This is a genomic window from Metabacillus malikii (assembly GCF_030813355.1).
Classification (GTDB): Bacteria; Bacillota; Bacilli; order Bacillales; family Bacillaceae; genus Metabacillus; species Metabacillus malikii.
Map to the genome: position 1 here is coordinate 171,500 of NZ_JAUSUD010000005.1, position 23,752 is coordinate 195,251.

A 23,752-nucleotide genomic window follows, 5' to 3' on the forward strand; every position below is an offset into this window, starting at 1 on the left:
GGAGAATTACTAATGGAATGGACGAGGGAAAATAGATATAAAAGAATAGAAGAGGTAAGTCAGGAGACGCTGTCATCACTTAAAATGAAAGTAGAGAGTTGTCAGTGGAGACAAACCTTTCATATACAGCCACCTACTGGGCTATTAAATGATCCAAATGGTTTTTCTTATTTTAACGGTGAATACCACTTGTTTTATCAATGGTTTCCTTTAGGACCGGTGCATGGATTAAAATATTGGTATCATACAAAATCTACTGATTTAGTTCATTGGGAGAATGTTGGCGTGGCAATCAAACCAAATAAGGAATTTGACAGTCACGGAGCATATTCCGGCAGTGGAATCGTAAAGGATGACAAGCTGTACTTAATGTATACAGGTAATACAAGAGACGAAAATTGGGTAAGAAAACCTTATCAGGCAATGGCAATGTTAGATAAAGAGGGGAAGATAACAAAGTACCCAACTCCAGTTATTTCTGAAGTCCCAATAGGATACACTGACCATTTTAGAGATCCTAAAGTATGGGAATTAAATGGTACGTATTATGCTGTAATCGGTGCCCAAAGACTAGATGAATCAGGATGTGTTGTCCTATACGAATCAAAGGATTTATTAAGCTGGGACTTTTTAGGTGAAGTTGAAACAGACTTAAAACAGTTTGGATATATGTGGGAATGCCCTGATTACTTCGAGTTAGATGATAAGGGAATTCTGCTATTTTCACCTCAAGGATTAGAACCTGAGGGGGATCGTTATCATAATATCTATCAATCTGGTTATCTCGTTGGGGAAACGTTAGATATTGAACAAAGGAGATTTACCCATAAGAAATTTCATGAACTTGACCGCGGTTTTGACTTTTACGCGCCACAGACAATGAAGGCTCCTGATGGTAGAAGATTGCTTGTAGGTTGGATGGGGTTGCCCGAAATCGAATATCCAACAGATGAAAATGGATGGGCACATTGCCTAACTATTCCTAGAGAACTACAATTGAAAGATGACCGACTCATTCAGAAACCAGTTGCTGAACTTACGAAGTCTCGAAAAGAAAAGTCAGGTTTTGCGAAAACGATTCATCATGATGTTCAAAATGAATTAACGGGAACTCATTTTGAGCTAATTTGTGAATTACAGGATATGAGTGCAGCATCCTTTGGAATTGAATTTCGGGCCAGTGCTGAAGAAAAAACCGTCCTTGAGTATAATAAAGAAGAAAACAAAATTAAATTGGACCGTAGTTTATCAGGTAAGTCTTTTGGAGAGGAATTTGGGACTTCACGTTCATGTTTGATTAATGGAGATGTAAAAAAAATTCAATTATTCGTCGATACATCATCTGTGGAAATATTTATAAATGATGGCGAAGAAGTTTTTACTAGTAGAATCTTTCCGAAACCAGAGAGTGATGAAATAAGATTCTATGTAAACGGAGGCCATGCAACAGTAACGGTTGAGAAGTGGGACTTAATATAAGAGGTGATGAAATTGTCTACTTTATTTTCAATTGGTGAAGTACTCATTGATTTTATACCAGAGCAAAAAGGTATCGCATTAAAGGATGTTACTAGTTTTGAAAAAGCTCCAGGTGGTGCTCCAGCTAATGTCGCTGCTGCAGTTTCAAAATTGGGCGGTAACTCATCGATGATTACGAAGCTAGGAGTCGATGCGTTTGGTGATTTTCTTATCGAAACGTTACAAAATGTCGGTGTGAATACTGACTTTGTGTTCCGTACAAATGAGGCTAATACAGCATTAGCCTTTGTTTCCTTAAAGGAAAATGGAGAAAGGGATTTTTCATTTTATCGAAAACCATCTGCAGATTTATTATTAACTGAAGCTGAAGTTAAAGATTCATGGTTCCATCATGGTGACATCCTTCACTTTTGTTCCGTTGATTTGGTTGAAAGTCCAATGAAATATGCCCATCTAAAAGCGATTAGAGCAGCTAAGAAAAATGGAGCTATAATTAGCTTTGATCCGAATGTCCGTTTACCGTTGTGGGAAGACCATGAAGAATGCAGGAAGACGATAAATGAATTTATCCCACTTTCAACAATTGTTAAAATTTCAGATGAGGAATTGTCATTTATAACAGGGATATCATCAGAATCTGAAGCAATTCAATCCTTATTTGTTGGAGATGTTAAAGCAGTTATTTATACAAAGGGTGCAGATGGAGCATCATTATTTGTAAACGGTAAAAGTTACTCAACAGAGGGCTTTCAAGTTGATGTAGAAGATACAACAGGTGCAGGGGATGCGTTTATTGGTAGCTTTCTGTACAAGTTGCTAGAGTATGGGGTAACTGACGTGAATTTGATTACAGTACTAGAGCAAGAGCATCAGCAAATACTGGAATTTGCTAATGCTAGCGGAGCGCTGACAACGACAGGAAAGGGAGCGATCTCTTCACTTCCAATGATAGAAGAGATTAATAAATTTATTGCCTCTCAAAAGGTATAGAAATGATAATATGTTTTTAGTGAAATCCTTTGTTTTCATGTTGTAAATATGTTAATATAATGAAGATTAACGTCTAGCAGTCGTTGATTTATTTGTTTGTTGCTTTAATATGAATGAAAAAATGATTTAATAAATGAATTACTTTCTATATATGATTGGTAAATGGGAGAAAATAACTAGTCTTTCCATGGCCTAACTTCAATTTTTGAGGTTAGGCCTTTTTTATTATTGAGGAATGGCGAATTTCTTACTATGATTGTGTTTTGATGAAAAAGAATGCACATACAGAGGGCTACAAGCAAGACTTGAACATGTTTTCAATTCTATCGCTTGGACGTATTGGGTAGTGTGGTACGGACGTTAATATGAAGACATTGTTATATTACAAAATGTAGTAATTGTATTGTCGATTGATAAGATGAAAGTATTACAATTTAAAGTTGTGATTGGTGTACTTACACAGTGTAAATACTTGTATGGTCTTGACCTCTCACCAAAAGGTCCAACATGAGCCTAGAGGTTTCACTAAATACCCTGTAAAAGAATAGTAATAATCAGAACAATCTCTAAGAATATGACTTCAAGTTAAGAGGCTCAACCACTAAAACCCATGTCATCATTATGTAATGAAATATTAAAGCTAAAGTCACCTAAAACGCTAGTTGGAAGAAGTTGATTAGAGGGTAGAATATAAAAAATTGTATTCGTTCCATTTTTAAAAGAGATAAAAGAAAGTTAATAGGTTGTTGTCCTTGAGGGGGAAATAGAAATGATAAAGACAGGGGATAAATACGAGAAAATTACGTATTTAAACAGTTACATAAGCAAAGTACTTAAAAAGAATTTCGGCAAGGGTCCTGCGACATGTTATTCCATTTTTGCCGATGAGATGATGTTTATCACTATTAAAAATTTTATAACACCAGTGGAAGAAGTATTAATAAGCAAAGATGAGGAACATCTCGCATACAAAACAAGGGATATCATTTTTGATACAATTTTTGAAGAAATAAAGGATGAAGTGAAAAAAGTATTAGGCGTAACGTTTACGACGATGTATTACGATTGGAGCTTTGAAGAGAACACTGGTATTTTACTTTTAAAAAGTAACGGAAGAGCAAATCCGCAACTTGCATCAAACCCTGGACAAGTTAAATTAATTCAAGATATATGCTACGATATACATAAAACAGCAGTACATATAAATAAGATATATACCTCTTCTACCATTATTTATGTTGAATATACTGGGTTCATGAATAAAATTGAACATATTCTATTTGATAATGGTTATAGTGAATTATTAATTGAATGGAATAACGAATTGAAAAAAGCGTATAAACAAAATAAACGTTTATTTGAAAAGTGCTTCCAGACATCAATTGACCAAATCTATGTTTTACATAACTTTGAATATGATACAGGAATTCTTGTATTTTACTTAGACTAACACCTTATAAAATATTGTGATATTGACAATAATAGTAAAAAAAGGGAAATGAAAATGAATGCTTGCTAAATGTTTACGTTTAATAAGTGTTATGATACGATGAATGAGGTTAATGCTTTATAGGCGTTAATTATTTTCGGTTCCCGTAATTTGAAAGGTGTAATCATGCAAATACAGGACCAATTAAGTACGTTAAGTGGATATGCAAGTAAATTATTAAGGAAAGTGTTTGGAAGAGGACCGAAATCATGTCAGGCCTTTGCTAATCAACAATTCCTAGTGATTTATATTCGAGGGTTTCTCTCGCCTATGGAGGAAGCATTAATAAGCCAAGGGCGAAATGACTATGTAGAAAGAGCACGAAATGTCATAATGAAACCAGTGCTAGAAGAATTAAGAGGTGTCATCCAAATTACCTTAGATGTAGAGGTTAACGAAACGTATCATGATTGGAATATTTCAAATTATTCAGGGCTCATCATGTTTGTATTAAACTCTTCTTTACATAATTCAAATCATCTTATTGCCTTCAACAGTGCAGAGCTTGAAAATCAAGTCTCACAAATTAGTGCACAACTTCAAAAGGTTCCGGACCAGATTCATACGTATTCTCTTTCAGAACAAATTGTACTTGTTGAAAGAAAAGGTATATTAATTACACTTGAAAAGGCATTAATTAATCATGGATTCGGCGAAGAATTGCGCATGACAAAGGATAATCTTGAAAAGGACTATTTTCTACATGAAAGGTCAATAATTGAACTGTTTCAGAGACCGATAGCTGATTTATTTATCGATTGGGATTTTGTGATGGATAAGTCGCTCATGTGCTTTATTATTGATAATAGGTAAATGCTGTGAATATATCTTATCAACGAGATAGAAGTCACATATGGCCTAACTTCTTAATTTTAAGGAAGTTAGGCCTTTTTTGTGATAAAAAGGTTCGCTTCTGAAAGATAGCTATAATAAACTAAATACTAAAATATTTATCTTGTACTATTGAATATTTGAACTTTACAGGCGTGGCTAAAAAGGTAAACTTAGCTTATTATTTTCTAAGGTGTGACTAGATTTACGAAAATATCCTTAGCGAAGACATATATCATTGAAGTTAAAAGTATCAGAAATCATACGGAGGTACTATTTATGGAATGCATAGTTCAAAATCGAGATAAGATACTTATTTTTACTAATTTACTTGTTCTTTGTGTAGGGATTATAAGCTGGCACTTACATATATATATTCTATTTCTTATTGTTCTAATTTTTTCAGGGATTTTACAAATCGTTTTCTTAATAAATCGAAAACGTCAAGGTTTTAATATGTTAATGATACAAGGTGTACCACTCCCAGTAATCATCACAAAAAACGGTAAAATCATAAATGTAAATGAGCATATGCTTCAGTTAATCAGTATTAAAGATAGCGGAAAGGTAATTGGTAAAAATATAGAAGAATTTTTCCGATTTAAAAGTGGTAAACAACATCAATTTCCTGCATCTGCACCTGTACAGCAAGTTGGAACACTTTTATGTGGAAACGGAGAAGAGATTGCAATAGAGCTGATTAGCAATCGATTACAGGAAAAATCGTCAAAAACTACGGAATATCATATTATTCAGGATATCTCACATATTTTGGAGAAGGAAAAAAGATTACAACACTCAGAGCAGCTTTCAGTCATTGGGGAATTAGCTGCTGGAATAGCACACGAGATTCGGAATCCATTAACTAGCTTAAAAGGCTTTCTGCAGCTATCAGCAACTAGTAATCATGGTATGTATAATCATATTATGCTGCAAGAAATAAATCGAATAAATTCAATTGTAGGAGAATTACTTCTTTTATCTAAGCCAAAGGAAATGGATTATAAACCATGTAATGTGATGAAAATTATTCATCATGTTGTGACAATTGTGAATACGCAAGCCATTTTATACAATATTGAGATTAAAACGAATTATCATGAAGAGATAGAAGAATTGGAAGTTTACTGTGAAGAAAATAAAATTAAACAAGTGTTTATTAATTTATTGAAAAATGCGATTGAAGCCATGCAAAAACAAGGCACGATAAATATATATCTTGAGAAGAATCATCAAAATGTCCAGATTACTTTCCAAGACCAAGGAAAAGGTATTACTGAAGAGGAACTGCAACATATTGGAAAACGTTTTTATACTACTAAAGAAGAAGGAACTGGTTTAGGACTTATGATTTGTTATAATATTATTGAGAAACATAATGGACAAATTCACGTAGAAAGTGAAATAGGAAAGGGTACTTCCTTCATAGTAACTCTGCCTGTTAAATAGTTGATAGGGTATCTCATAAGGATCTGACTTCTCCAACGAACACTGACATATAGATAGTTAGTGAACATCAAGATTTGATTATTATGGTTGAGGAGTCTGATCCTTATGTTTCGATTACCAACATTTTAGTTGGCTCTTCTTTAAACGATTTCGGCTTTTTTGCACAATCCCTAGATGGACAACCTAAGTATAAAGAGACAATGTTTACGAAAATAGCATTTTAGCTAGTCAGGGGGCTAAACGGCACGCTCCACTTGACGATTTGCTTGCCACTTTCCAATACCAGCATGTATGACTGAATAAGCTAAATAAATAGCATTAAGAGTGAGAAATAGTGGTGCAGGCCTTAGAAATAGCAGCATGGCTTCATGAAATGGCATCATGCCAATTACGTTTCCCCATGAAATCATCATATAAGTAAATAATCCCCAAATGAGTATGGTGAATAGAATTCGACTTAACGCATATAAAGAATGCCAATTTACTTTAAGCTGTTTTAACTGTGAAATAGACTGCTTCCATAAATTTGGCTGATTGAATAAATCGACAAGAACCCAATATCCATCACCCGGTAAAAATGGACATATTGCAAAAATCATTCGGAAGACATGGACAATGAGGAACGACCAAATCCATGGTGACAAATCTCTAAAGAGAAGTCCGATTAGACAGACAAGACCACAAACAAGGATATCTGTCACAAACCCTGCTAGATTTATTCGTATCCTTTCATATTTAGATAGTTTCCAAGCTTCATTACATATAATGCTAAATAACGGAATTGGACCAGACCATTGCACAGAAACAGAGATATTTTTAGAACGAGGCATTGTAAATAAATGACCAAGCTCATGTAAAATAACAGAAATCATAAGAGCGGCTACAATAATCCACTGGTCTCTTACACTAGTAACAAGGTATACAGGCGAGTCTTTTATATAGACAAAGAAACTAGCAATAGAACAAATTAGTGCTGCTAATAGTAACGTTATAAACCATTTTTTATGAATCCATCGATTAATAAATTTATGCTGACTGCTTGATGGAGTTTGATAAGAATCTATAGTCTTTTGTATATCCTCATTTATGAGGGAGAAAGAATCCTCATGCCTTATACCTAACATTTCATAAAGTTGACATATGTCCTCATCATCCAATTCAAACTTATCTAAGACAGCTAAATCGGATTTGCTATTTGCTAAATATTCCAATACATCCTTCGTATGAGAATCAATTTGAAAAAAGTGTTGATCTGGTCGTTGAATCCAATAGCGATCCTCTTTAATCTTGCCAATAATAAATAGTAATCTATCCTTGTTTTCCACGTTATACCTCTTTAGACTAGTTCATTCATATGGACAGGTTGGGCCTGCTTTGCTATATCGATAAGGTAGGCTGCAAGCTGTGAAACGATCGATACTGGTGCAACTTGATCAAAGCCTTCAAACATTGGACTCGGGTTGCATTCAATACATACTACCGAACCATCTGGGCGTAACTTCAAATCAACACCGCTAAAGGTAAGACCTAATGCATGACATGCTCTGATGCACAGATTCGAAATTTCTTTCGTAAGAGGAAATGGTTTGACTGATGTTGTTTTTTCTCGATAGTCAATCCCTTCACCCTCAACAAGAAAAGAGGCAATAACTTTCCCACCAAGTACAAATACACGGATATCGTCACCTTCAATGTATTCCTGAAATTGTACAGGGGCATTGACTAATGTCTTTAAACGTTCAGGGTCTTTATCTTCGTCTGTCAGCAACCTACATAAAGCTCCGCCTGCAACTGGTTTGTATATGAGTTTTCTTCCTTTACTAAATTCTAACAATTTAGATGGATTTCCAGTGACAAGTGTCTTAGGTACAGGAATATCAGCTGCCCTTAGTACTTCTAAATGATATGGTTTGGCAAAATGAATGAGTAATGTGTCAACAGGATTAATAATCGTCCTACCCTGATATGGTGCTGTTTTTAGCCATGATAGCCAAGCAGCATAGCGTTCTCTTTCTGCAGAGTATGCCGCATAACCCTCTTGTTTCATTTTCTCTTTAATTCCTGATGAATCAAAAGCAGGGGATGGAAGAAATAATGCTCTTAAGAAGTAAACTTTCGTATCTGATAAAGGATGATTTTCGTAATCGCTTATATGTTCTGTAAAGCTTAATGGGTACGGTTTATCTGGGGAATTATCTAAAATAAATGCGTGAGCACCTTGTCGTTCAATTTCTTCTTTTAAATAAACGCTGTGTCGTTCATTATTTGATCCAATGATGCCAACTGAAAGCTGATTCATAATATACCTCCGAGTAATAGCTTTTTAAGAGCAGCGCCTCAGAGTACTCTCAAAGGCGCAAATATTTAATCTTGATTAGCTTATTTTAAATGGCCGCCTTCTTCACCAAGAGCAAATGTTGTGTAAAAACCGCCGCCTTCTTCACCAACAGCTTGTGTAGTTGCGTAACCGCCCTCTTCACCAAGAGCCATTGTTGTAACTGTACTGCCTGGGTCAATTGGTGTAACAAACAATGGGGAACTAGATTGACGCACTTCAAGTTCTTCAATAAATAATTTCTTTTTCATTACAATCTCCTCCTTAAAAATTAATTGAAAATTCTAACAAGTCTTATTATAAAGACAATTCAACATATTTCAATTTGATTTACCAATATTCTGCAAAATGCTATAAAGGGACTAGCCGATTGGTTATGTATATTTGATACTTAAAGGAGTATTCTATGAGGAAAGTTTGATAAATTAATATGACGAGGGTGATTTGGACTAACTAAAAAAAATTGCCTCTTGCCTTAGTTTCAACATGTTATCGTGATTTGTAAGTTTTAATTAAAGACCAATAGAAGATAGAGGAACGAACTTTAACGTATGAATAGGATTTAAGAGATAATAAATAGGAACTCTTTTGGTAAAGTCAGAGGATTTTGAAGACTAACTTAATAGAATATGTAATATGTAATTGGAAAGATGTAAATTAAAAGGTTATTCGAATAGATACATCTATTGGAGATAATTAGCAAAGTTAATTGTTTAATTTACAGTTCATCTTGAAAAATTATTGGACAAAGGGAAGGTGAAAAGGTCCATTTCCAAATAAACGTTTTTATAGGAAGTGGACCCTGTTGAATTGTCTTGATGAGGTAAATTTTTACTTATTTGTCTTTTTTGTCACTTTCTTTTTGCGATTTTGGTCAACAAGCTTTGATGTACGTAGCGTTCTTGCTGACAAATTATTATTAGGTGCTGCTTGTTCATTCCAATCAGACATTGACGTCACTCCTTATCGTTAACCTTTTTTCCTTTCGTTAGCTCCCTAAATTGAGACATTGATTTACTCGCTTTAATAGGTTGTTTAAAGGGATTTTGTTCATGTGAAAATTCAGTATCAGCATTAATTTCAATTCCCATTTTTGAACCGCTAGTCGATAAAGAGTCGTTAATAATAGATTCTTTTTTTTCATCAAAATGTGGCGTTACTTCTCTATCCATTTAGTATCAGCTCCCTATTTATTCAATCTTAAGATATCGAAAAGTGTGGCTTATTATACATTCTTTATAAAGTGACAAAGCTGTGTAACCAAGAGCAGTTTTTGGTCATTATCCTCCTCTAAGAAGGTAAGAAGAAATCTGCTTCAAAGGTGCGGTGAAACCGAAAATTCCAAGAAAAGTAAGAAGAAATCCGCTTCACAGGTTCATCAAAATATCGTAGTCTTGTTGTTTATCCATCGTAATGGTGATCTTTCTCAAATTATATTGCCGCATTTTCTGCTTTATAAGAGCACACGCTAAGTAACATCAAATTATATAAGCTTATCATGACATTTATACAAGTTCATCTGTCTATGGAAGAATAGATATTCTCAGGGTGCGAAATAATAAATAGGGTGTTAAGGCTTAGTTGTGAATTTCTGTTAAGGATGTCCTTGGGAGGAGGCATCTACCTTCACCATTTTTACGGGGGATTTCTTATATTTGTTCAAAATAGCAAAAAAAGAACAACCAAAAATGGTTGTTCAAAAAAGTTAATCTAATATTTTAATTTTGACAGTTTTTCGGCCCCATTGTAGAGCTTTTGCGCTGTTTGGCATGAGGACATCGATTTTATGACCGATAATGGCACCGCCTGTATCTCCGGCAATTGCAACTCCATATCCTTCAACCCAAACTTTTGAACCGAGAGGAATGACGCCAGGATCAACTGCAATTAGCTTCATGTGTGGATTCTTTTTAATGTTATGTCCCATGTACGTAACATCATTTTTCGTATCCTCATGGCTGTATGCAGTTGCAGTTACATACATTTCTTTTCCTGTCTTTGAGGATTCACTCTTTGAGTTAGAAGAAGTTGATTCATTCGTTGCAGTCGATGCTGGTGGTGCAGCAGTTTGTTGTGAGACTGCCTCTTCTTTAGCCTTTTTAGCTTTTGCGGCGGCTTCCGCTCGTGCTTTTGCAGCAGCTTCTTCTTTTTGAATCTGAGATTGTAATGTGTTAATTTGTGCTTGTATTGCACCTTTTTCCTGTTCAACAAGATTGATTTCAGCTGCTATTGCTTTATATTTTTCTTGCATTGAAATGAGTGCTTGGTTTCGTTTTTCATAATTTGCTTCTAATGCGGCGCGCTTTGATTCCAGCTCAGCCTGCTGACTAATAAGAAGCTGTTCTTGTTTATCGATTTCTTTTTTATCTTCTTCGATTTGTTTTAAATCTGCTTCTTGTTCATCAAGAATTTTTTTGTCGGCATTGAGTAATGTAGCGACTGCCCCAATTCTTTCGAAGAAATTACCGATACTTTCTGAGTTTATTAATGTTTCAATCACAATTGTTGTATGATCACTATGTTGGAGAGCAACAAGACGCTGTTCCATGATACCTTCTCGTGCGTACACTTTATCCTGGAGCAGAACGATTTGCTCTTTCTTTTCTTCGATGATTTTTTGAATGGCTTTAATTTCATTTTCAACATTCGTTAAACTTTGTACGTTTTCAGAGATTTCTGCCTCTAATGCTTGTACATTTTCTTGGATCTTTTTAACCTCTTCATCAACAGCTTTCTGTTCTTTTTCTTTTTGAAGAATGGTTTGTTGATTCTGCTCTAGCTGTTTTTCTGCACTATTTAAAGTGTCCTTTGTAGATGCTGCGTTTGCCACAAAAGAAATAGGTAAGGATAATAGAAGAATACCGAATGTGGCAATCGTTCGCTTTAAAGCTCGCATAAAGCAACCCCTTTCTCTTTAATAGTTATAACATAGAAAGGGGTGCCCGTAGGTTACAATTAGATTAAAATTTCAGGTATTATATTCCTATAAAACAACTAATTTCCTTTCTGCCAATCTACTAAAGTCTGATCTTTAGGTAAAAGGAAGGCTAATATTCCTATTAATGGCAGGAATGAAACAGATACCATAGTTGGTGTTAATCCTATATTATCAATCAAAGCACCAAGAGCGATTGAGCCTATTGCACCCATTCCAAATGCAAGACCGACTGTTAATCCGGACATCGTTCCAATTTTACCAGGAACAAGCTCTTGAGCATAAACAACAGTGACAGAAAAGCTCGACATTAAGATTAATCCAATAAATGCTAGAGTAATCATTGCTAATGTAGGTCCTGCAAAAGGTAGTAGTAAGGTTAATGGCACAGTTGCAAGCAATGAAACAATAATAACATTACGCTTTCCAAATCTATCTGCTAATGGACCACCGATAAACGTACCGATAGCTCCCATTAATAAAAATATAAAAATATAAATTTGAGATTGTGCGATAGATAGTTGGTATTTATCGATTGCATAAAACGTGTAAAAGTTAGATATGGCACTAGCATACCAGGAACGAGCAAAAATAAGTAGAATGATGATGATGATTGCATGGCGAATTGCTTTTGAAATAGTCGTACTTTGTTGTTGCTTTCGAACAGATTTGCCTTTTGACATTGAGCTAGCTGAAAGTTGTAATCGACCTGAGTACCATTTTGCGATATAAAATAAAAATGCGACAGCAATTGCAGCAACAATTGTGAAGTAAATCGAACCAAATTGTCCAAACGGAACTAAAATTAAAGCAGTAATGAGTGGGGCGAGTGCCTGACCACTGTTACCACCAACTTGATAAATAGATTGTGCTAAACCGCGACGATTACCCGCAGCCATATAGGCAACCCTCGATCCTTCTGGATGAAAGACAGCAGAGCCTAATCCAATAAAAATAACCGAGATGAGAATCGTTAGAAATGATGGGGCAAAAGCAAGGCCTAATACACCGAACATGCTAAATGTTAGCCCGATAGGCAAAGCATATGGTAATGGTCGTTTATCCGTATAAATCCCAACGACAGGTTGCATGACAGATGAAACCATATTTAAGGCAAAACCGATAATACCGAGTTGTGTAAATGTCAGCCCCATCGACTTTTCTAAGATTGGAAACATAGCCGGGATAACCGATTGGATGCTATCATTTAAAAGGTGACAAAGACCAATGATAAATAAAATATTATATACAGTACCTGTATCTTTTGAATATGGGACAGTTTGTTTATGTGCGGAAGCAGTTGACATAGTTAAATTCTCCTTTTCCCTCATTTCAAGAATAAAAACACTAATAGTCATATTATTGTCATTGCTGGTTAAAAATTCAAGAAAAATGTAATCTATATTTGTAAGGAAAATACCAATAGATTCATAACAATAGCCATGTAACGATAGGAAGGGTGAAAATATGACTGAAATACGATTTCTCGCTTCACCAAGACCGTTTGAAATGCCAGAGGAAATTGACTCGTACAACAATCAATCTGTGTTTAAAGAAGAGTGGAGCGGCTTTAATGTCTATGAAACTGATGTTTTTTGGTATGGAATTGTGCAACCAATTGTTACATTACCATATTTATATGAAGTATCAGGTATAGGTAATAAGTATTTTTGGATATATTTAGAGAAATATTTTGCTGAAGGAGACATTATTGAATTATATGAAATTCCTGTACAAAATTGGTATGAGTCATACGTGCAGCGTGTACTTGAAAAACCGGAGTCAATTACAATTAATTTAGGGAATTATACATATCAAAACGCTTCAGGGACATATCAATTGAATCCAAAGAAGTGGGTAGAGGAATTGAAGCATCGGACGTTGTTAACCGAGTTTGGCGTTACAACGATTGTGAAATATTAGCATTATAGCTGCTAATAAAGATTATAGGATTACTTTATTTGTTAGATTAGGAAATAATAAAACTCCTTTATCGTAGCAATCCTTGAAGAAGTTTGCTTATCAATAAAGGAGTTATTAAAATGGTAATACCTAAACAATTACCCTTTCCCAAGTACCCATTTACTTTTCATAAACATCATGTATGCGACAAGGAATGAGATTGCTATAAATATAGTAGAACTTCCTACGACTAATAGTATGCTTGAGACATCATATATACCATAGATAAGTTGCTTAATTAAGGCATAAATATTAACAAATGGAATGATGAAGTGTGTTGTTGACAATTCATTTGCTGATACACCAATTAGGAAAAAGTATGGCACCATCGCTAATGTAGTAATCGGTGATATATAGTTTTGTGCTTCTTTTAAATTATTCGCCATTAAGCTTATCATCATTTGTAAGCTTGATACGAGCAGTGCGAAGAAAATGATACCTACAACAAGACTAATTGTGAAAAAGCCAAGGTTTTGGTCTAAGTTTAATGCATCAGCAAGGTGTTTTGTAAATAAATGAACACCTGCAATAAATGTGATAACGGAGAAGATACCGCTTATCATACTTAATGAAGCAATTGTTAACCACTTTCCAATAATAATATGAAGTCTGTTAACGGGTGTCATGATCAATGCTTCCATTGTATTTCGCTCTTTTTCACCGGCAAATAAATCATTTGCAGCAGGTAAACCACCCATTAACACAGCTATCACAATGATAAGCTGGGCAAACATTGAAATAACGTATAGAGACATATCGTCCCCTTCGCTTACACTTTTACTATTAATTTGAAACGGTTCGATTTGCATTGGGTCAATCTGGTGTTCAACGAGTCGCTGTTGGATAAATTCTTGTTTTTTTGTTGTCAATAACGCCATAATCGTGTCTTGTGCACTTCCACCTTTTGTACTTACAGGGTCTGCCTGAATAGTTACAGATGGTGTTTCATTATTTGCCATCTTCGACATGAAATCTGGATCGGCTGAAAAAGCGGCAACTGCCTCTCCGTTCTCAACCATTTTTAATGGCTCCTCAGAAATAACGATTTCCAGTTCGTCAACTTCTTTTAGCCAGCTTACAACCTCTTTATCTGATCCTGTATCAACAGCTATTTTAACTTGTTCTATATCATCGTTTAAAAAGAAGTTTTCCATGAAAAATAATAAGCCGATATTAAATAGAATAGGTAATAATACACTTAACATAATTGTCTTTCTGTCTCGCAATGAATCTTTCATTTCTTTAACAAATACATGCCATGTCATGAATGAGCCCCCCTAACAATTCTAGACATAAAGATATAGTTTAAATCTTCACTTTCCTCTTGTTTATATAAATCTTTTATCGAACCGTTGTAAATCATTTCTCCTTGATGAATCATAATAATAGATTGGCAAAGTTGACTAACTTCTTCCATAATATGACTTGAGAAGATTATCGTTTTCCCTTCTCGTCGTAATTGCTGTATTAATTCCCGGAACATATTCGCTGAAGTTATATCAAGACCTGTCGTTGGTTCATCGAAAAGGATAATGTCTGGGTTATGGATAAGTGTTCGGGCGATTGTCACTTTTTGACGCATACCTTTTGAAAAACCTCCGACTCTACGATCCAAGTAATCTTTCATACCGAAGCGAACAGCTAAGTAGTCAATTCTTGCCTTTGTTTCATGCTGACTCATACCATGAAGCTTGGCGAAGTATTCTAGATTTTCTTTAGCTGTTAAGCGGTCATATAATCCAGTCTCACTACCGAACAGAACTCCAATTTTACCTTTTACTTTCATTGGTGATTTATGAATATCAATCCCATCAATATTTATTGAACCATTTGATGGTTCTAAAACAGTTGACATCATTCGCAGTAAGGTCGTTTTTCCTGCACCATTTTCTCCGAGTAGACCAACAACATCTCCTTTCTTAACTTGAAAAGATACATTCTTCACTGCCTCAATCGTTTTCTTTTTATCTTTAAAGATTCTTGATACATGTTGGATGTCAATCATCTTTGTTCCTCCTTCGTTCTTTTAACTGTCTTTATCATAATTAATTCAATGTTTGAATACATCGATCTTGTCGTGAAACTTCCCTTTTTTGTCACGAAAATGCCAAATCTTATCATGAACATGATAAACTATTGATAAATTATAATGTGAGACGAGTGGAACAATGATTAAGGTTGGATTAGTAGATGACCAGAAATATGATTTAGAAAAACTGATGATTACACTGAAGATGGAAGTGGATATTGAAGTTGTATTTGCAACGAATGATTCTGAAGAAGCATACAAACTGATTAAAGAAGCGGATATTGATTTACTCATTACCGACATTGAAATGCCGGCATTATCAGGATATGAGCTCGCTGACTTTATTCATAGCTATGCCATGGATATAAAGGTTATTTTCGTCACAGGCCATAGCGGATATGCTGTGCACGCCTTTGAGCTTGATGTGCTTGACTACATTATGAAGCCGTATTCAAAGGAACGGTTAATAAAAGGAGTACGGCGTTTGAAGAAAAAATCAGATGTCACGGATAAAACAAAGCTAGTTTTAAAAAACAAATCAGAAATAACCTTTATCGATAAGAAAAAAATCGTGTATATTGAGCGGACTGGTAGAACAACGACTATATATACGTATGAAGGTGACTATACAACATATCAAACCTTGAATGAATTAGAGGTGGCTTTAGCCGGGTCCCATTTTGTTCGGTCACATCGAGGTTTTATAATTAATATCCATTTCGTAAAAAATTTCTCCTTATATACGAAAAATTCGTATACTGTCCATTTTCAAGGAACAAAGAATACAGCTATTATTACAAAGGCTAGTCTAGATAAACTTCAAGACCAGTTTTATAACTAGGGGAATCAACGTGAAAAATTCATACTATACCGTTATTATTGTACTTATTCATGTAGCTAGTTGGTTTACGATAATCTATCGAAACCCGCAAATAGTAAGCTTTATACTACTGGGAGTAACGTTAAGTTTAGCAGTTTACTATAGGGAGAAATTAAAACAATTGCCAATCCTGTTAAAGACATTACCAGGAAATGAGACCATCTTTATTACTCTATTACAAGTGACTTTTTTATCTATTGTTGTGATGTCAGTAAATTTTAATGTGCAATTGTTATCGATGATAGGAATATTGGTAGGCGAACTATATCGCATATTTCGGTACCCTGAAATGGTAAAACAAAAGGATACAGCTACGAAATATGAAATGAAAATTAAAGAAATGAATGAGCATTTTCTCACAATAAGAAGTCAACGACATGACTTTTTAAAACATGTCTCTGCAATCGATTATTTAATTGGTCAAGACGCAGGAGATGAAGTAAAGCAATACTTTCGTAACTTGCTTGGTGACTATGAAAAGGTAAATCGTACGATTAAAGGGGAAGAAGTACATATTTCTTCAATTCTACTAAAATATAAAATACAGGCTGAGCAAGCTGGGGTAAAGGCAACATACAATCTAACAGTTCCGGTTTCAACGTTACCGTTGAGTAAAATCCACCAAGTACAGCTTGTTACAAATTTGCTAGAAAATGCTGTTGAAGCTGCGCAAAGCTACTTTGACAAGGCTGGTACAGCGAAATTAGAGTTGAATACAGATAGACATGGTGGGATTTTTATTCTTGAAGTGAAAAATAGTGCATATATTGATGATAAGGGTTTATTAGATAATTTATTTACAAAGTTCGAAGTAAGTTCGAAGGGTGGACATCATCAAGGATTAGGAACTTATATTATTTCGAATATCGTTAAGTCTCATAATGGTCGAATAACTTATCAATTTTTAAATAATGAACTTTCGATAAGGGTAAAGCTTCCTTTAATAAAAAATGCAACAATAGATGTCGGGCGTGACGAATAGACCTCCCGACTTTGAAGAAAATATCTAGAGAGTACTTGATTAGTAAACATAAAAAAAACCGCTGCCAATTCATCGTAGACTATGTATCTCATCAATATCTCCACGAATAAATGATTGAAGTTTTCGAGATAAATCATCTAGTTGATTGATTTCAGCTAATAAATAAAAGGTAGACCTTATAGCATATGGGGGCTCCTCATTGTTATTAAGAATTACTTCGATACCAATAATTCCACGTACATCATGTAGGTAAAAGCGAAGTGCTATATAGTGTGTAGATGTTGCCACTGCAGATCCACTTGTCCAAGTGAATTCCTGACCTAATTGATTTGTTATTTCTTCAATACCACTACACAATATCTCTAATTGATGGTTGTCTAAATATAGATTCATCTTTGTTAGACAATCGTTACCTTGGATTGAGAGAGAAACTTCGAAAAAATCAGCATCTGTCCAGATTTTCTTCATGTGAAAACGGGGTTCACTCATTTTTTTACACAACCTTTGAAATTATTTAGTTTATTTTTATATTGTAATAGAAAAGGGGGGGCTGTTTATGAAGGGGTTATTCTTAAATGGTGTACGTATTTTCTTAGGGATTCTTTTTTTAACAGCAGGTATTAATGGTTACTTTGTGATATTTGGACTTGAACCATTTATATCAACGAGTCCACAGGCTATGGCATTGTTTGAATTTGATTACTTATTAGTTGCTGAAAAAAGCTTAGAAATTATCTGTGGAATATTACTCTTAATAAATCGTTATCTTCCTTTAGCACTGGCAATATTAACACCTATTATTGCAAATATCCTTTTATTGCACCTCTTCGTGGACCATTCACTACTTATTTTAGCAGTGGTCATGACATGTTTCCATTGTTATCTCTTATATTGCTATAGAAATAACTTCCTTTCTCTTCTCGAAAAAAGGCCGTCTTAATAAAGTGAATAGGGTGACGATAAGTGAAAAGAGTCAGTCACCCTATTACAACAAACGATAACTAAAAGAATCCTATGATTAGATAACCACCAATTGCACCAGTTAGAACAACAATCCAAGGTGGGAGCTTCCAATAAACTAACATGCTAAATAGGATCGCAGCAAAGGCAAAATCAACAGGAGCGAATATTGAACTAGTCCAGATTGGATTATAAAATGCAGCAATTAATATTCCGACTACTGCAGCATTAACACCCATTAATGCACCCTTTACTTTAGGGTTGCGACGGAGTTTATTCCAAAATGGTAATGTACCAACAATTAATAAGAAAGCAGGTAAGAAAATGGCGATGGTTGCTAATAATCCACCTTGCCAACCGTTAATGACAGCCCCTAAATAAGCAGCAAATGTAAACAATGGACCTGGAACTGCTTGAGCGGCACCATAACCGGCAAGAAAGGCTTCTTCACTCATCCAACCCGTTGGTACGAACTCTTTTTCTAGTAACGGTAAAACGACATGTCCTCCACCAAAAACGAGAGAACCGGAACGATAAAAGCTATCAAACATTGCGATCCAGCTAGCTGTAGTATATTCATTGATAAGCGGAAGTACAAACAGTAGACCGAAAAACAATATTAAACTAAATGTTGCAATCCTAGTTGATATTGGAAAATGTAGCGGAGTTTGCTCGTCAGCGGCTTCACGTTTATACAAAATATATCCTACAATACCAGCAACAATTATTAGACCTACTTGTGTCAATGCAGATTCCCATAATAATGTACCTACAAGAGCGAGTAGAGCGATCGCTTTCCTTTTCAAATCAGGCGTTAATTTTTGTGCCATGCCAATAATTGCATGTGCAACTACTGCAACTGCGACTAGTTTCAATCCGTGAATAAACCCGAGTTCATCAATATTTAATCCTTGAAGAATGATTGCAAAGATTATGAGTGCAAGAACAGAGGGGAGAGTAAACCCAATAAATGAAGTAATTCCTCCTAATAGTCCTCCACGCATGATTCCAATTCCGATACCAACCTGACTACTTGCAGGACCAGGGAGGAATTGGCATAGCGCCACTAAATCTGCATAGCTTTTTTCATCCATCCATTTTCTGCGACGAATGTATTCCTCGTGAAAATATCCTAAATGTGCGACAGGACCACCAAAAGAAGTGAGTCCAAGTCGTGTCGAGATAAGTAGTATTTCCCACAATGTAGCGAATGTTGATTTTTGATTCATACCAAATCTCCTTTACTCCCTAATTTCTTTAAAAAGTTCATAAGCTTTCTTTCTGGCCTCTTGTAAAACAACTTCACCCTTTTCAGTAGTCGTATAGTACTTTCTAATTTTCCCTTCAATATTTTTATCTTCCCGCACTAGTAGACCATCAGTTTCCATTGTGTGAAGGATAGGGTAAAGTGTGCCTGCACTGATGCTATAACCATGTTCCTTTAATTCCTCCAACATCCAAAGTCCATAAATAGGATGCTCCTTTGCATGGTGAAGAATGTGAATATGGATAAATCCTAAAAAAAGTTTTCTTAGTACTTTATCATCCAATGTTGCCGCCGCCTTCATCTCAATATCTAATTCCAATATCGAATTCCGATATTGGAAAACCAAATTGAGTATAACACAGAATTAATGAACAATTAAAGGGGATATGAGTAACTTCTAAAACTTATTAATAAGACAATCTACTCGGCATAAAAATAGATTATTGGTAAACTTATAAATAGCAATGGAAATTAACATGAAAACACTTACAAATTAATTGATATGACCTACTTAAAGGTAGTAGGGACGAGGGAAAATAGATTCCGATATTATATAGTTTGGAGGACATACATATGTTTAAGATTCGTTCATTTCTTTCACCCTACCGTATACCAATGACAATCGCTTTAACGCTAATGTTAATTGAACTAGCTGTAGAACTTATTCACCCCCTGTTAATGGCAAAAATCATTGATGACGGTATTATGAAGGAGGATTTAACTGTCGTTCTTGTTTGGGGAGGAATTATGATTGCTGTCTCCTTACTTGCATTTGCTTCAGGGATTATTAATTCTTTTTATGCTTCACATGTAAGTCAAAGTTTTGGCTTTGATATTCGAACGACCTTATTTTCAAAAGTACAAGGCTTTTCTTTTGAACAGTTAAATCGCTTTCCGACTGCTTCACTTGTAACAAGAATGACAAATGACATTACGCAGCTTCAAAATACTTTGTTTATGGGCTTGAGAATTATGCTAAGAGCGCCGCTTCTCGTAATCGGTGCAGTAATGATGTCCTTTTTCGTCAATGCAAAGTTAGCGGCAGTATTCGTTATCGTTGTTCCAATTATTATTTGGCTGCTAATTTGGATAATGAAAAAAGGCAGCAAATTATTTAATACGGTCCAAACAAAACTTGATCATGTAAATGGTGTTATTCGTGAGAACCTAGTCGGTATGAGATTAATTAAAGCGTATGTTAGAAGAAACCATGAGATAAATCGGTTTTCAAGGGCAACAAATGAGCTTAGAGATAAAACTGTAACAGCATTAAGAACGATTGAAACAGCAATGCCCATTTTACTTTTTGTTATGAATATTACCATCATCGTTATTCTATGGACAGGTCATACACAAGTATCGAATGGTACGATCCAAGTTGGTGAAGTTGTTGCAATTGTTAACTATGGATTAAGGGTAACTTCTGCGTTATCAATGTTTTCCTTTATTGTCATGTTCTTATCACGTTCCCGTGCATCAGCAAGTCGTATCTCCGAAGTACTTGACATTGATGATGTAGAAGAAAGGTCTGATAAAACAAACAGACTTGCAGAAGGTAGGGTAACATTTGAGCATGTTTCATTTACATACCCTGGTACAGAGGAAACTGTTTTAAAGGACATCTCATTTACAGCAAATTCAGGTTCAACCGTTGCAATAATGGGAGGTACTGGTTCGGGGAAATCCTCACTTTTTCAACTGTTACCTCGTCTCTATGAGGTTGATGAAGGGAACATATTCATTGATGGGGTTAATATTCATTCAATGAACAGCAAAAGTCTCAGAGACCAGATTGGATATGTTCCACAAGAGGCAATCTTATTTACAGGGACTGTAAAAGAAAACATCCTATGGGGTAAAGAGGATGCTACATTTGAGGAAGTAGTCGAAGCAGCAAAAGCTTCTCAAATACATGAAACGATTGAAAAGTTGCCGGAGAAGTATCAAACAAAAATTGGTCAAAAAGGTGTGAATCTATCCGGCGGACAAAAACAACGTCTCTCGGTTGCACGAGCACTAGTTCGCAAGCCGAAACTGCTTTTACTAGATGATAGTACAAGTGCATTAGATGTTAAAACGGAACAAAGGTTATTAAAAGCGTTAGAAAAGTACTCATGTACAACATTAATCATTACCCAAAAGATTAGTACAGCACAACAGGCAGATAAAATTTTGCTTCTCGATGAAGGTGTTGTCATTGCAGAAGGAACTGATGCACAGCTACGAGATAGTTCACCATTATACAAAAAAATCTGCCAATCCCAAGCACGAGAGGAGGTCAAGCATGCGAAAGCAACTCACTAGGCCCTTTCAATATGAACGAATGAATCTCGATAAGGCTACCGAAAAAAACTCAACTAAAAAAACAGTGAATCTAGCAACACTAAAACGTTTATGGGATTATTTAGCGAAGAAAAGATTGCTATTATTCCTTGTGTTTTTAATGGTTATTGTCAGTTCGGGCTTAGGATTATTAGGTCCATATTTAATCGGAACAACAATTGACCATTATATCGTGACAAAACAAGTAGAAGGGCTCACTTTCCTATTATTCAGCCTAATCGTCGTATTCGTATTTCATTCATTATCATTATTTTTACAAAACTATTGGATGATTGGAATATCACAATTTACTGTCAATGAAATGAGATCACACTTATTTAAAAAGTTCCATTATCTCCCGATTTCATTTTTTGATAAACGACAGCACGGAGAGTTAATGAGTCGAGTCACAAATGATATTGAAAACGTGAGTTCCACCTTAAATAGTTCATTTATTCAAGTCATTTCTAGTGTTCTGACTTTAGTTGGTACTGTTACTGTTATGTTGTTGTTAAGTCCGCTTCTAACAGTCATTACGATGACGATTATTCCGTTAATGGTTATCGGGATGAAGTGGATTACAAAACGAACAGGAAAGCTTTTTAAACAACAGCAGCAGGATTTAGGTGAATTAAATGGTTATATTGAGGAGATTATCTCTGGACAAAAGATGATAAAAGCTTATTCCCAGGAGGATAAGGTCATTTCCCAATTCATCACGAAAAGTAATCAACTGAAGAAATCAGGTTTTTGGGCACAAACAATTTCTGGCTTTATACCGAAAGTGATGAACATGTTAAATAATTTGAGCTTTGCAATTGTTGCTGGTATTGGAGGAATATTCGTACTGAATGACATGATTACAATTGGTGTCATAGTGATATTTGCCGAATATGCGAGGCAATTTACACGTCCATTAAATGATTTGGCAAATCAATTCAATACACTTTTATCAGCGATTGCCGGGGCAGAAAGGGTATTTCATATTCTTGATGAACAAACAGAAATGGATCAAAATGAAAGTTCACTTAGCACGTTAAACGAAGCTAAAGGTGAAGTTGTTTTTGATCATGTTTCATTTTCTTATAAAGATGGCGATGAGCAACAAACTTTAGATAAAATAAGCTTCCAAGCATCTCCTGGCGAGACAATTGCATTAGTTGGTCCGACTGGAGCTGGGAAAACAACGGTTATCAATCTTATAACAAGATTCTATGATGCAAATGCTGGAACGATTTTGATCGATGGTATCAATATAAATGAAATTAACCGTGATGAACTTCGCAAGCAAATGGCCTTTGTGCTGCAAGATACATTTTTATTTAATGGAACGATTATCGAAAATATTCGTTATGGGAGGTTAGAAGCAACGGATGCCGAAGTAATTGAAGCTGCAAAACTTGCTAATGCCGATTCATTTATTGAGAAGCTCCCAAATCAATATCATGCAAAAATCAGTGATGATGGTAACGGGATTAGTCACGGACAAAAGCAGTTATTAGCAATAGCACGAGCAATGCTGGCAAACCCAAAGATTCTCATTTTAGATGAGGCAACAAGCAGTATCGATACGATTACAGAACTGAAAATTCAAGAAGCATTATCTCGATTAATGGAAGGAAGAACAACCTTTGTTATTGCCCACCGCCTTAATACGATTCAGACTGCAGACCAAATTCTTGTACTAAAGGATGGCCAAATAATCGAAAAAGGGACACACGGTGAATTGATAGATATGAAGGGCTTTTATCATGAAATGCAATATCGCCAAAGTGACGAAGTTGTATGAATTGACTTAAAAGGTACTGACTCATCTAAAATAGAGAGTAGATTGTTTCTACT

General features: G+C 35.2%; 22 protein-coding genes. 11 read left to right on the top strand and 11 right to left on the bottom strand.

All coding sequences use genetic code 11. The annotated features are described in order from the left end of the window. The first annotated feature begins 12 nt into the window (after positions 1-12). The 5 genes from J2S19_RS07555 (at position 13) to J2S19_RS07575 (ending at position 6,238) form a co-directional block, all read left to right on the top strand. Positions 13-1,479: a glycoside hydrolase family 32 protein gene (locus tag J2S19_RS07555; RefSeq protein ID WP_307339534.1), complete on the top strand. Its 1,467-nt coding sequence runs from the start codon at positions 13-15 to the stop codon at positions 1,477-1,479. Between the two features lie 12 nt (positions 1,480-1,491). Beyond that, positions 1,492-2,469 carry a carbohydrate kinase family protein gene (locus J2S19_RS07560; RefSeq protein WP_307339536.1) on the top strand — a complete coding sequence of 326 codons (978 nt, stop codon included), beginning with the start codon at positions 1,492-1,494 and terminating at the stop codon, positions 2,467-2,469. Between the two features lie 769 nt (positions 2,470-3,238). Then, entirely contained in the window at positions 3,239-3,919 is a 681-nt protein-coding gene (locus tag J2S19_RS07565) for a Na-translocating system protein MpsC family protein (RefSeq protein ID WP_307339537.1), read from the top strand. A 165-nt stretch (positions 3,920-4,084) separates the two neighbouring features. After that, entirely contained in the window at positions 4,085-4,771 is a 687-nt protein-coding gene (locus J2S19_RS07570; RefSeq protein ID WP_307339540.1) for a Na-translocating system protein MpsC family protein, read from the top strand. Between the two features lie 297 nt (positions 4,772-5,068). Beyond that, the gene (locus J2S19_RS07575; RefSeq protein ID WP_307339542.1) at positions 5,069-6,238 is read left to right on the top strand and encodes an ATP-binding protein; all 1,170 of its coding nucleotides are present in this window, start codon (positions 5,069-5,071) and stop codon (positions 6,236-6,238) included. Between the two features lie 236 nt (positions 6,239-6,474). Here J2S19_RS07575 and J2S19_RS07580 read toward each other — a convergent pair whose 3' ends face one another. The 6 genes from J2S19_RS07580 to J2S19_RS07605 all read right to left on the bottom strand — a co-directional run bounded on the left by J2S19_RS07580 (position 6,475) and on the right by J2S19_RS07605 (position 12,815). Further along, positions 6,475-7,563 (bottom strand): zinc metalloprotease, encoded by a 1,089-nt coding sequence (locus J2S19_RS07580; protein ID WP_307339545.1) that lies wholly within the window; start codon positions 7,561-7,563, stop codon positions 6,475-6,477. Between the two features lie 11 nt (positions 7,564-7,574). Continuing rightward, the gene (locus tag J2S19_RS07585) at positions 7,575-8,537 is read right to left on the bottom strand and encodes an ATP-grasp domain-containing protein (protein WP_307339547.1); all 963 of its coding nucleotides are present in this window, start codon (positions 8,535-8,537) and stop codon (positions 7,575-7,577) included. Positions 8,538-8,617: 80 nt separating this feature from the next. Then, on the bottom strand, positions 8,618-8,824 hold the full coding sequence (locus J2S19_RS07590; RefSeq protein ID WP_307339550.1) for a hypothetical protein: 207 nt from the start codon (positions 8,822-8,824) through the stop codon (positions 8,618-8,620). A gap of 705 nt (positions 8,825-9,529) precedes the next feature. Further along, on the bottom strand, positions 9,530-9,745 hold the full coding sequence (locus J2S19_RS07595; RefSeq protein ID WP_307339552.1) for a hypothetical protein: 216 nt from the start codon (positions 9,743-9,745) through the stop codon (positions 9,530-9,532). 533 nt (positions 9,746-10,278) lie between these two features. Next, positions 10,279-11,469 carry a 3D domain-containing protein gene (locus J2S19_RS07600; protein ID WP_307339555.1) on the bottom strand — a complete coding sequence of 397 codons (1,191 nt, stop codon included), beginning with the start codon at positions 11,467-11,469 and terminating at the stop codon, positions 10,279-10,281. A 98-nt stretch (positions 11,470-11,567) separates the two neighbouring features. Next, positions 11,568-12,815 (bottom strand): MFS transporter, encoded by a 1,248-nt coding sequence (locus J2S19_RS07605; RefSeq protein ID WP_307339558.1) that lies wholly within the window; start codon positions 12,813-12,815, stop codon positions 11,568-11,570. A 160-nt stretch (positions 12,816-12,975) separates the two neighbouring features. Here J2S19_RS07605 and J2S19_RS07610 point away from each other — a divergent pair, with 160 nt between their 5' ends. Continuing rightward, positions 12,976-13,431 carry a hypothetical protein gene (locus J2S19_RS07610; RefSeq protein WP_307339561.1) on the top strand — a complete coding sequence of 152 codons (456 nt, stop codon included), beginning with the start codon at positions 12,976-12,978 and terminating at the stop codon, positions 13,429-13,431. Positions 13,432-13,568: 137 nt separating this feature from the next. Here the strand turns inward: J2S19_RS07610 and J2S19_RS07615 are convergent, their stop codons facing one another. Together J2S19_RS07615 and J2S19_RS07620 are read right to left on the bottom strand one after the other, a co-directional pair. Beyond that, positions 13,569-14,735 (bottom strand): ABC transporter permease, encoded by a 1,167-nt coding sequence (locus tag J2S19_RS07615; RefSeq protein WP_307339564.1) that lies wholly within the window; start codon positions 14,733-14,735, stop codon positions 13,569-13,571. Next, positions 14,732-15,475 (bottom strand): ATP-binding cassette domain-containing protein, encoded by a 744-nt coding sequence (locus tag J2S19_RS07620; protein WP_307339567.1) that lies wholly within the window; start codon positions 15,473-15,475, stop codon positions 14,732-14,734. Before J2S19_RS07620 ends, J2S19_RS07615 begins: the two co-directional genes overlap by 4 nt. 163 nt (positions 15,476-15,638) lie before the next feature. Here J2S19_RS07620 and J2S19_RS07625 point away from each other — a divergent pair, with 163 nt between their 5' ends. Both J2S19_RS07625 and J2S19_RS07630 read left to right on the top strand, forming a co-directional pair. Then, the gene (locus J2S19_RS07625; RefSeq protein WP_307339570.1) at positions 15,639-16,340 is read left to right on the top strand and encodes a LytR/AlgR family response regulator transcription factor; all 702 of its coding nucleotides are present in this window, start codon (positions 15,639-15,641) and stop codon (positions 16,338-16,340) included. A gap of 10 nt (positions 16,341-16,350) precedes the next feature. Next, entirely contained in the window at positions 16,351-17,361 is a 1,011-nt protein-coding gene (locus tag J2S19_RS07630; protein ID WP_307339574.1) for a sensor histidine kinase, read from the top strand. Positions 17,362-17,430: 69 nt separating this feature from the next. On the opposite strand, the gene J2S19_RS07635 is transcribed toward J2S19_RS07630, so the two are convergent. Beyond that, entirely contained in the window at positions 17,431-17,850 is a 420-nt protein-coding gene (locus J2S19_RS07635; protein ID WP_307339576.1) for a hypothetical protein, read from the bottom strand. A 67-nt stretch (positions 17,851-17,917) separates the two neighbouring features. Here J2S19_RS07635 and J2S19_RS07640 point away from each other — a divergent pair, with 67 nt between their 5' ends. After that, positions 17,918-18,301 carry a hypothetical protein gene (locus J2S19_RS07640; RefSeq protein ID WP_307339582.1) on the top strand — a complete coding sequence of 128 codons (384 nt, stop codon included), beginning with the start codon at positions 17,918-17,920 and terminating at the stop codon, positions 18,299-18,301. Between the two features lie 61 nt (positions 18,302-18,362). Here the strand turns inward: J2S19_RS07640 and J2S19_RS07645 are convergent, their stop codons facing one another. Both J2S19_RS07645 and J2S19_RS07650 read right to left on the bottom strand, forming a co-directional pair. Then, positions 18,363-19,550, bottom strand: coding sequence for a chromate transporter (locus J2S19_RS07645; protein ID WP_307339585.1), 1,188 nt, complete (start codon positions 19,548-19,550; stop codon positions 18,363-18,365). Positions 19,551-19,562: 12 nt separating this feature from the next. Then, positions 19,563-19,871, bottom strand: a complete 309-nt coding sequence (locus J2S19_RS07650) for a PadR family transcriptional regulator (RefSeq protein WP_307339628.1) — start codon at positions 19,869-19,871, stop codon at positions 19,563-19,565. Positions 19,872-20,161: 290 nt separating this feature from the next. On the opposite strand from J2S19_RS07650, the gene J2S19_RS07655 reads away from it, so the two are divergent. Together J2S19_RS07655 and J2S19_RS07660 are read left to right on the top strand one after the other, a co-directional pair. Continuing rightward, on the top strand, positions 20,162-21,892 hold the full coding sequence (locus tag J2S19_RS07655; RefSeq protein ID WP_307339588.1) for an ABC transporter ATP-binding protein: 1,731 nt from the start codon (positions 20,162-20,164) through the stop codon (positions 21,890-21,892). Beyond that, complete coding sequence (locus tag J2S19_RS07660) at positions 21,873-23,699, top strand: ABC transporter ATP-binding protein (RefSeq protein ID WP_307339591.1); 1,827 nt, start codon at positions 21,873-21,875, stop codon at positions 23,697-23,699. The genes J2S19_RS07655 and J2S19_RS07660 overlap by 20 nt, the downstream gene beginning before the upstream one ends. Positions 23,700-23,752 lie beyond the last annotated feature (53 nt).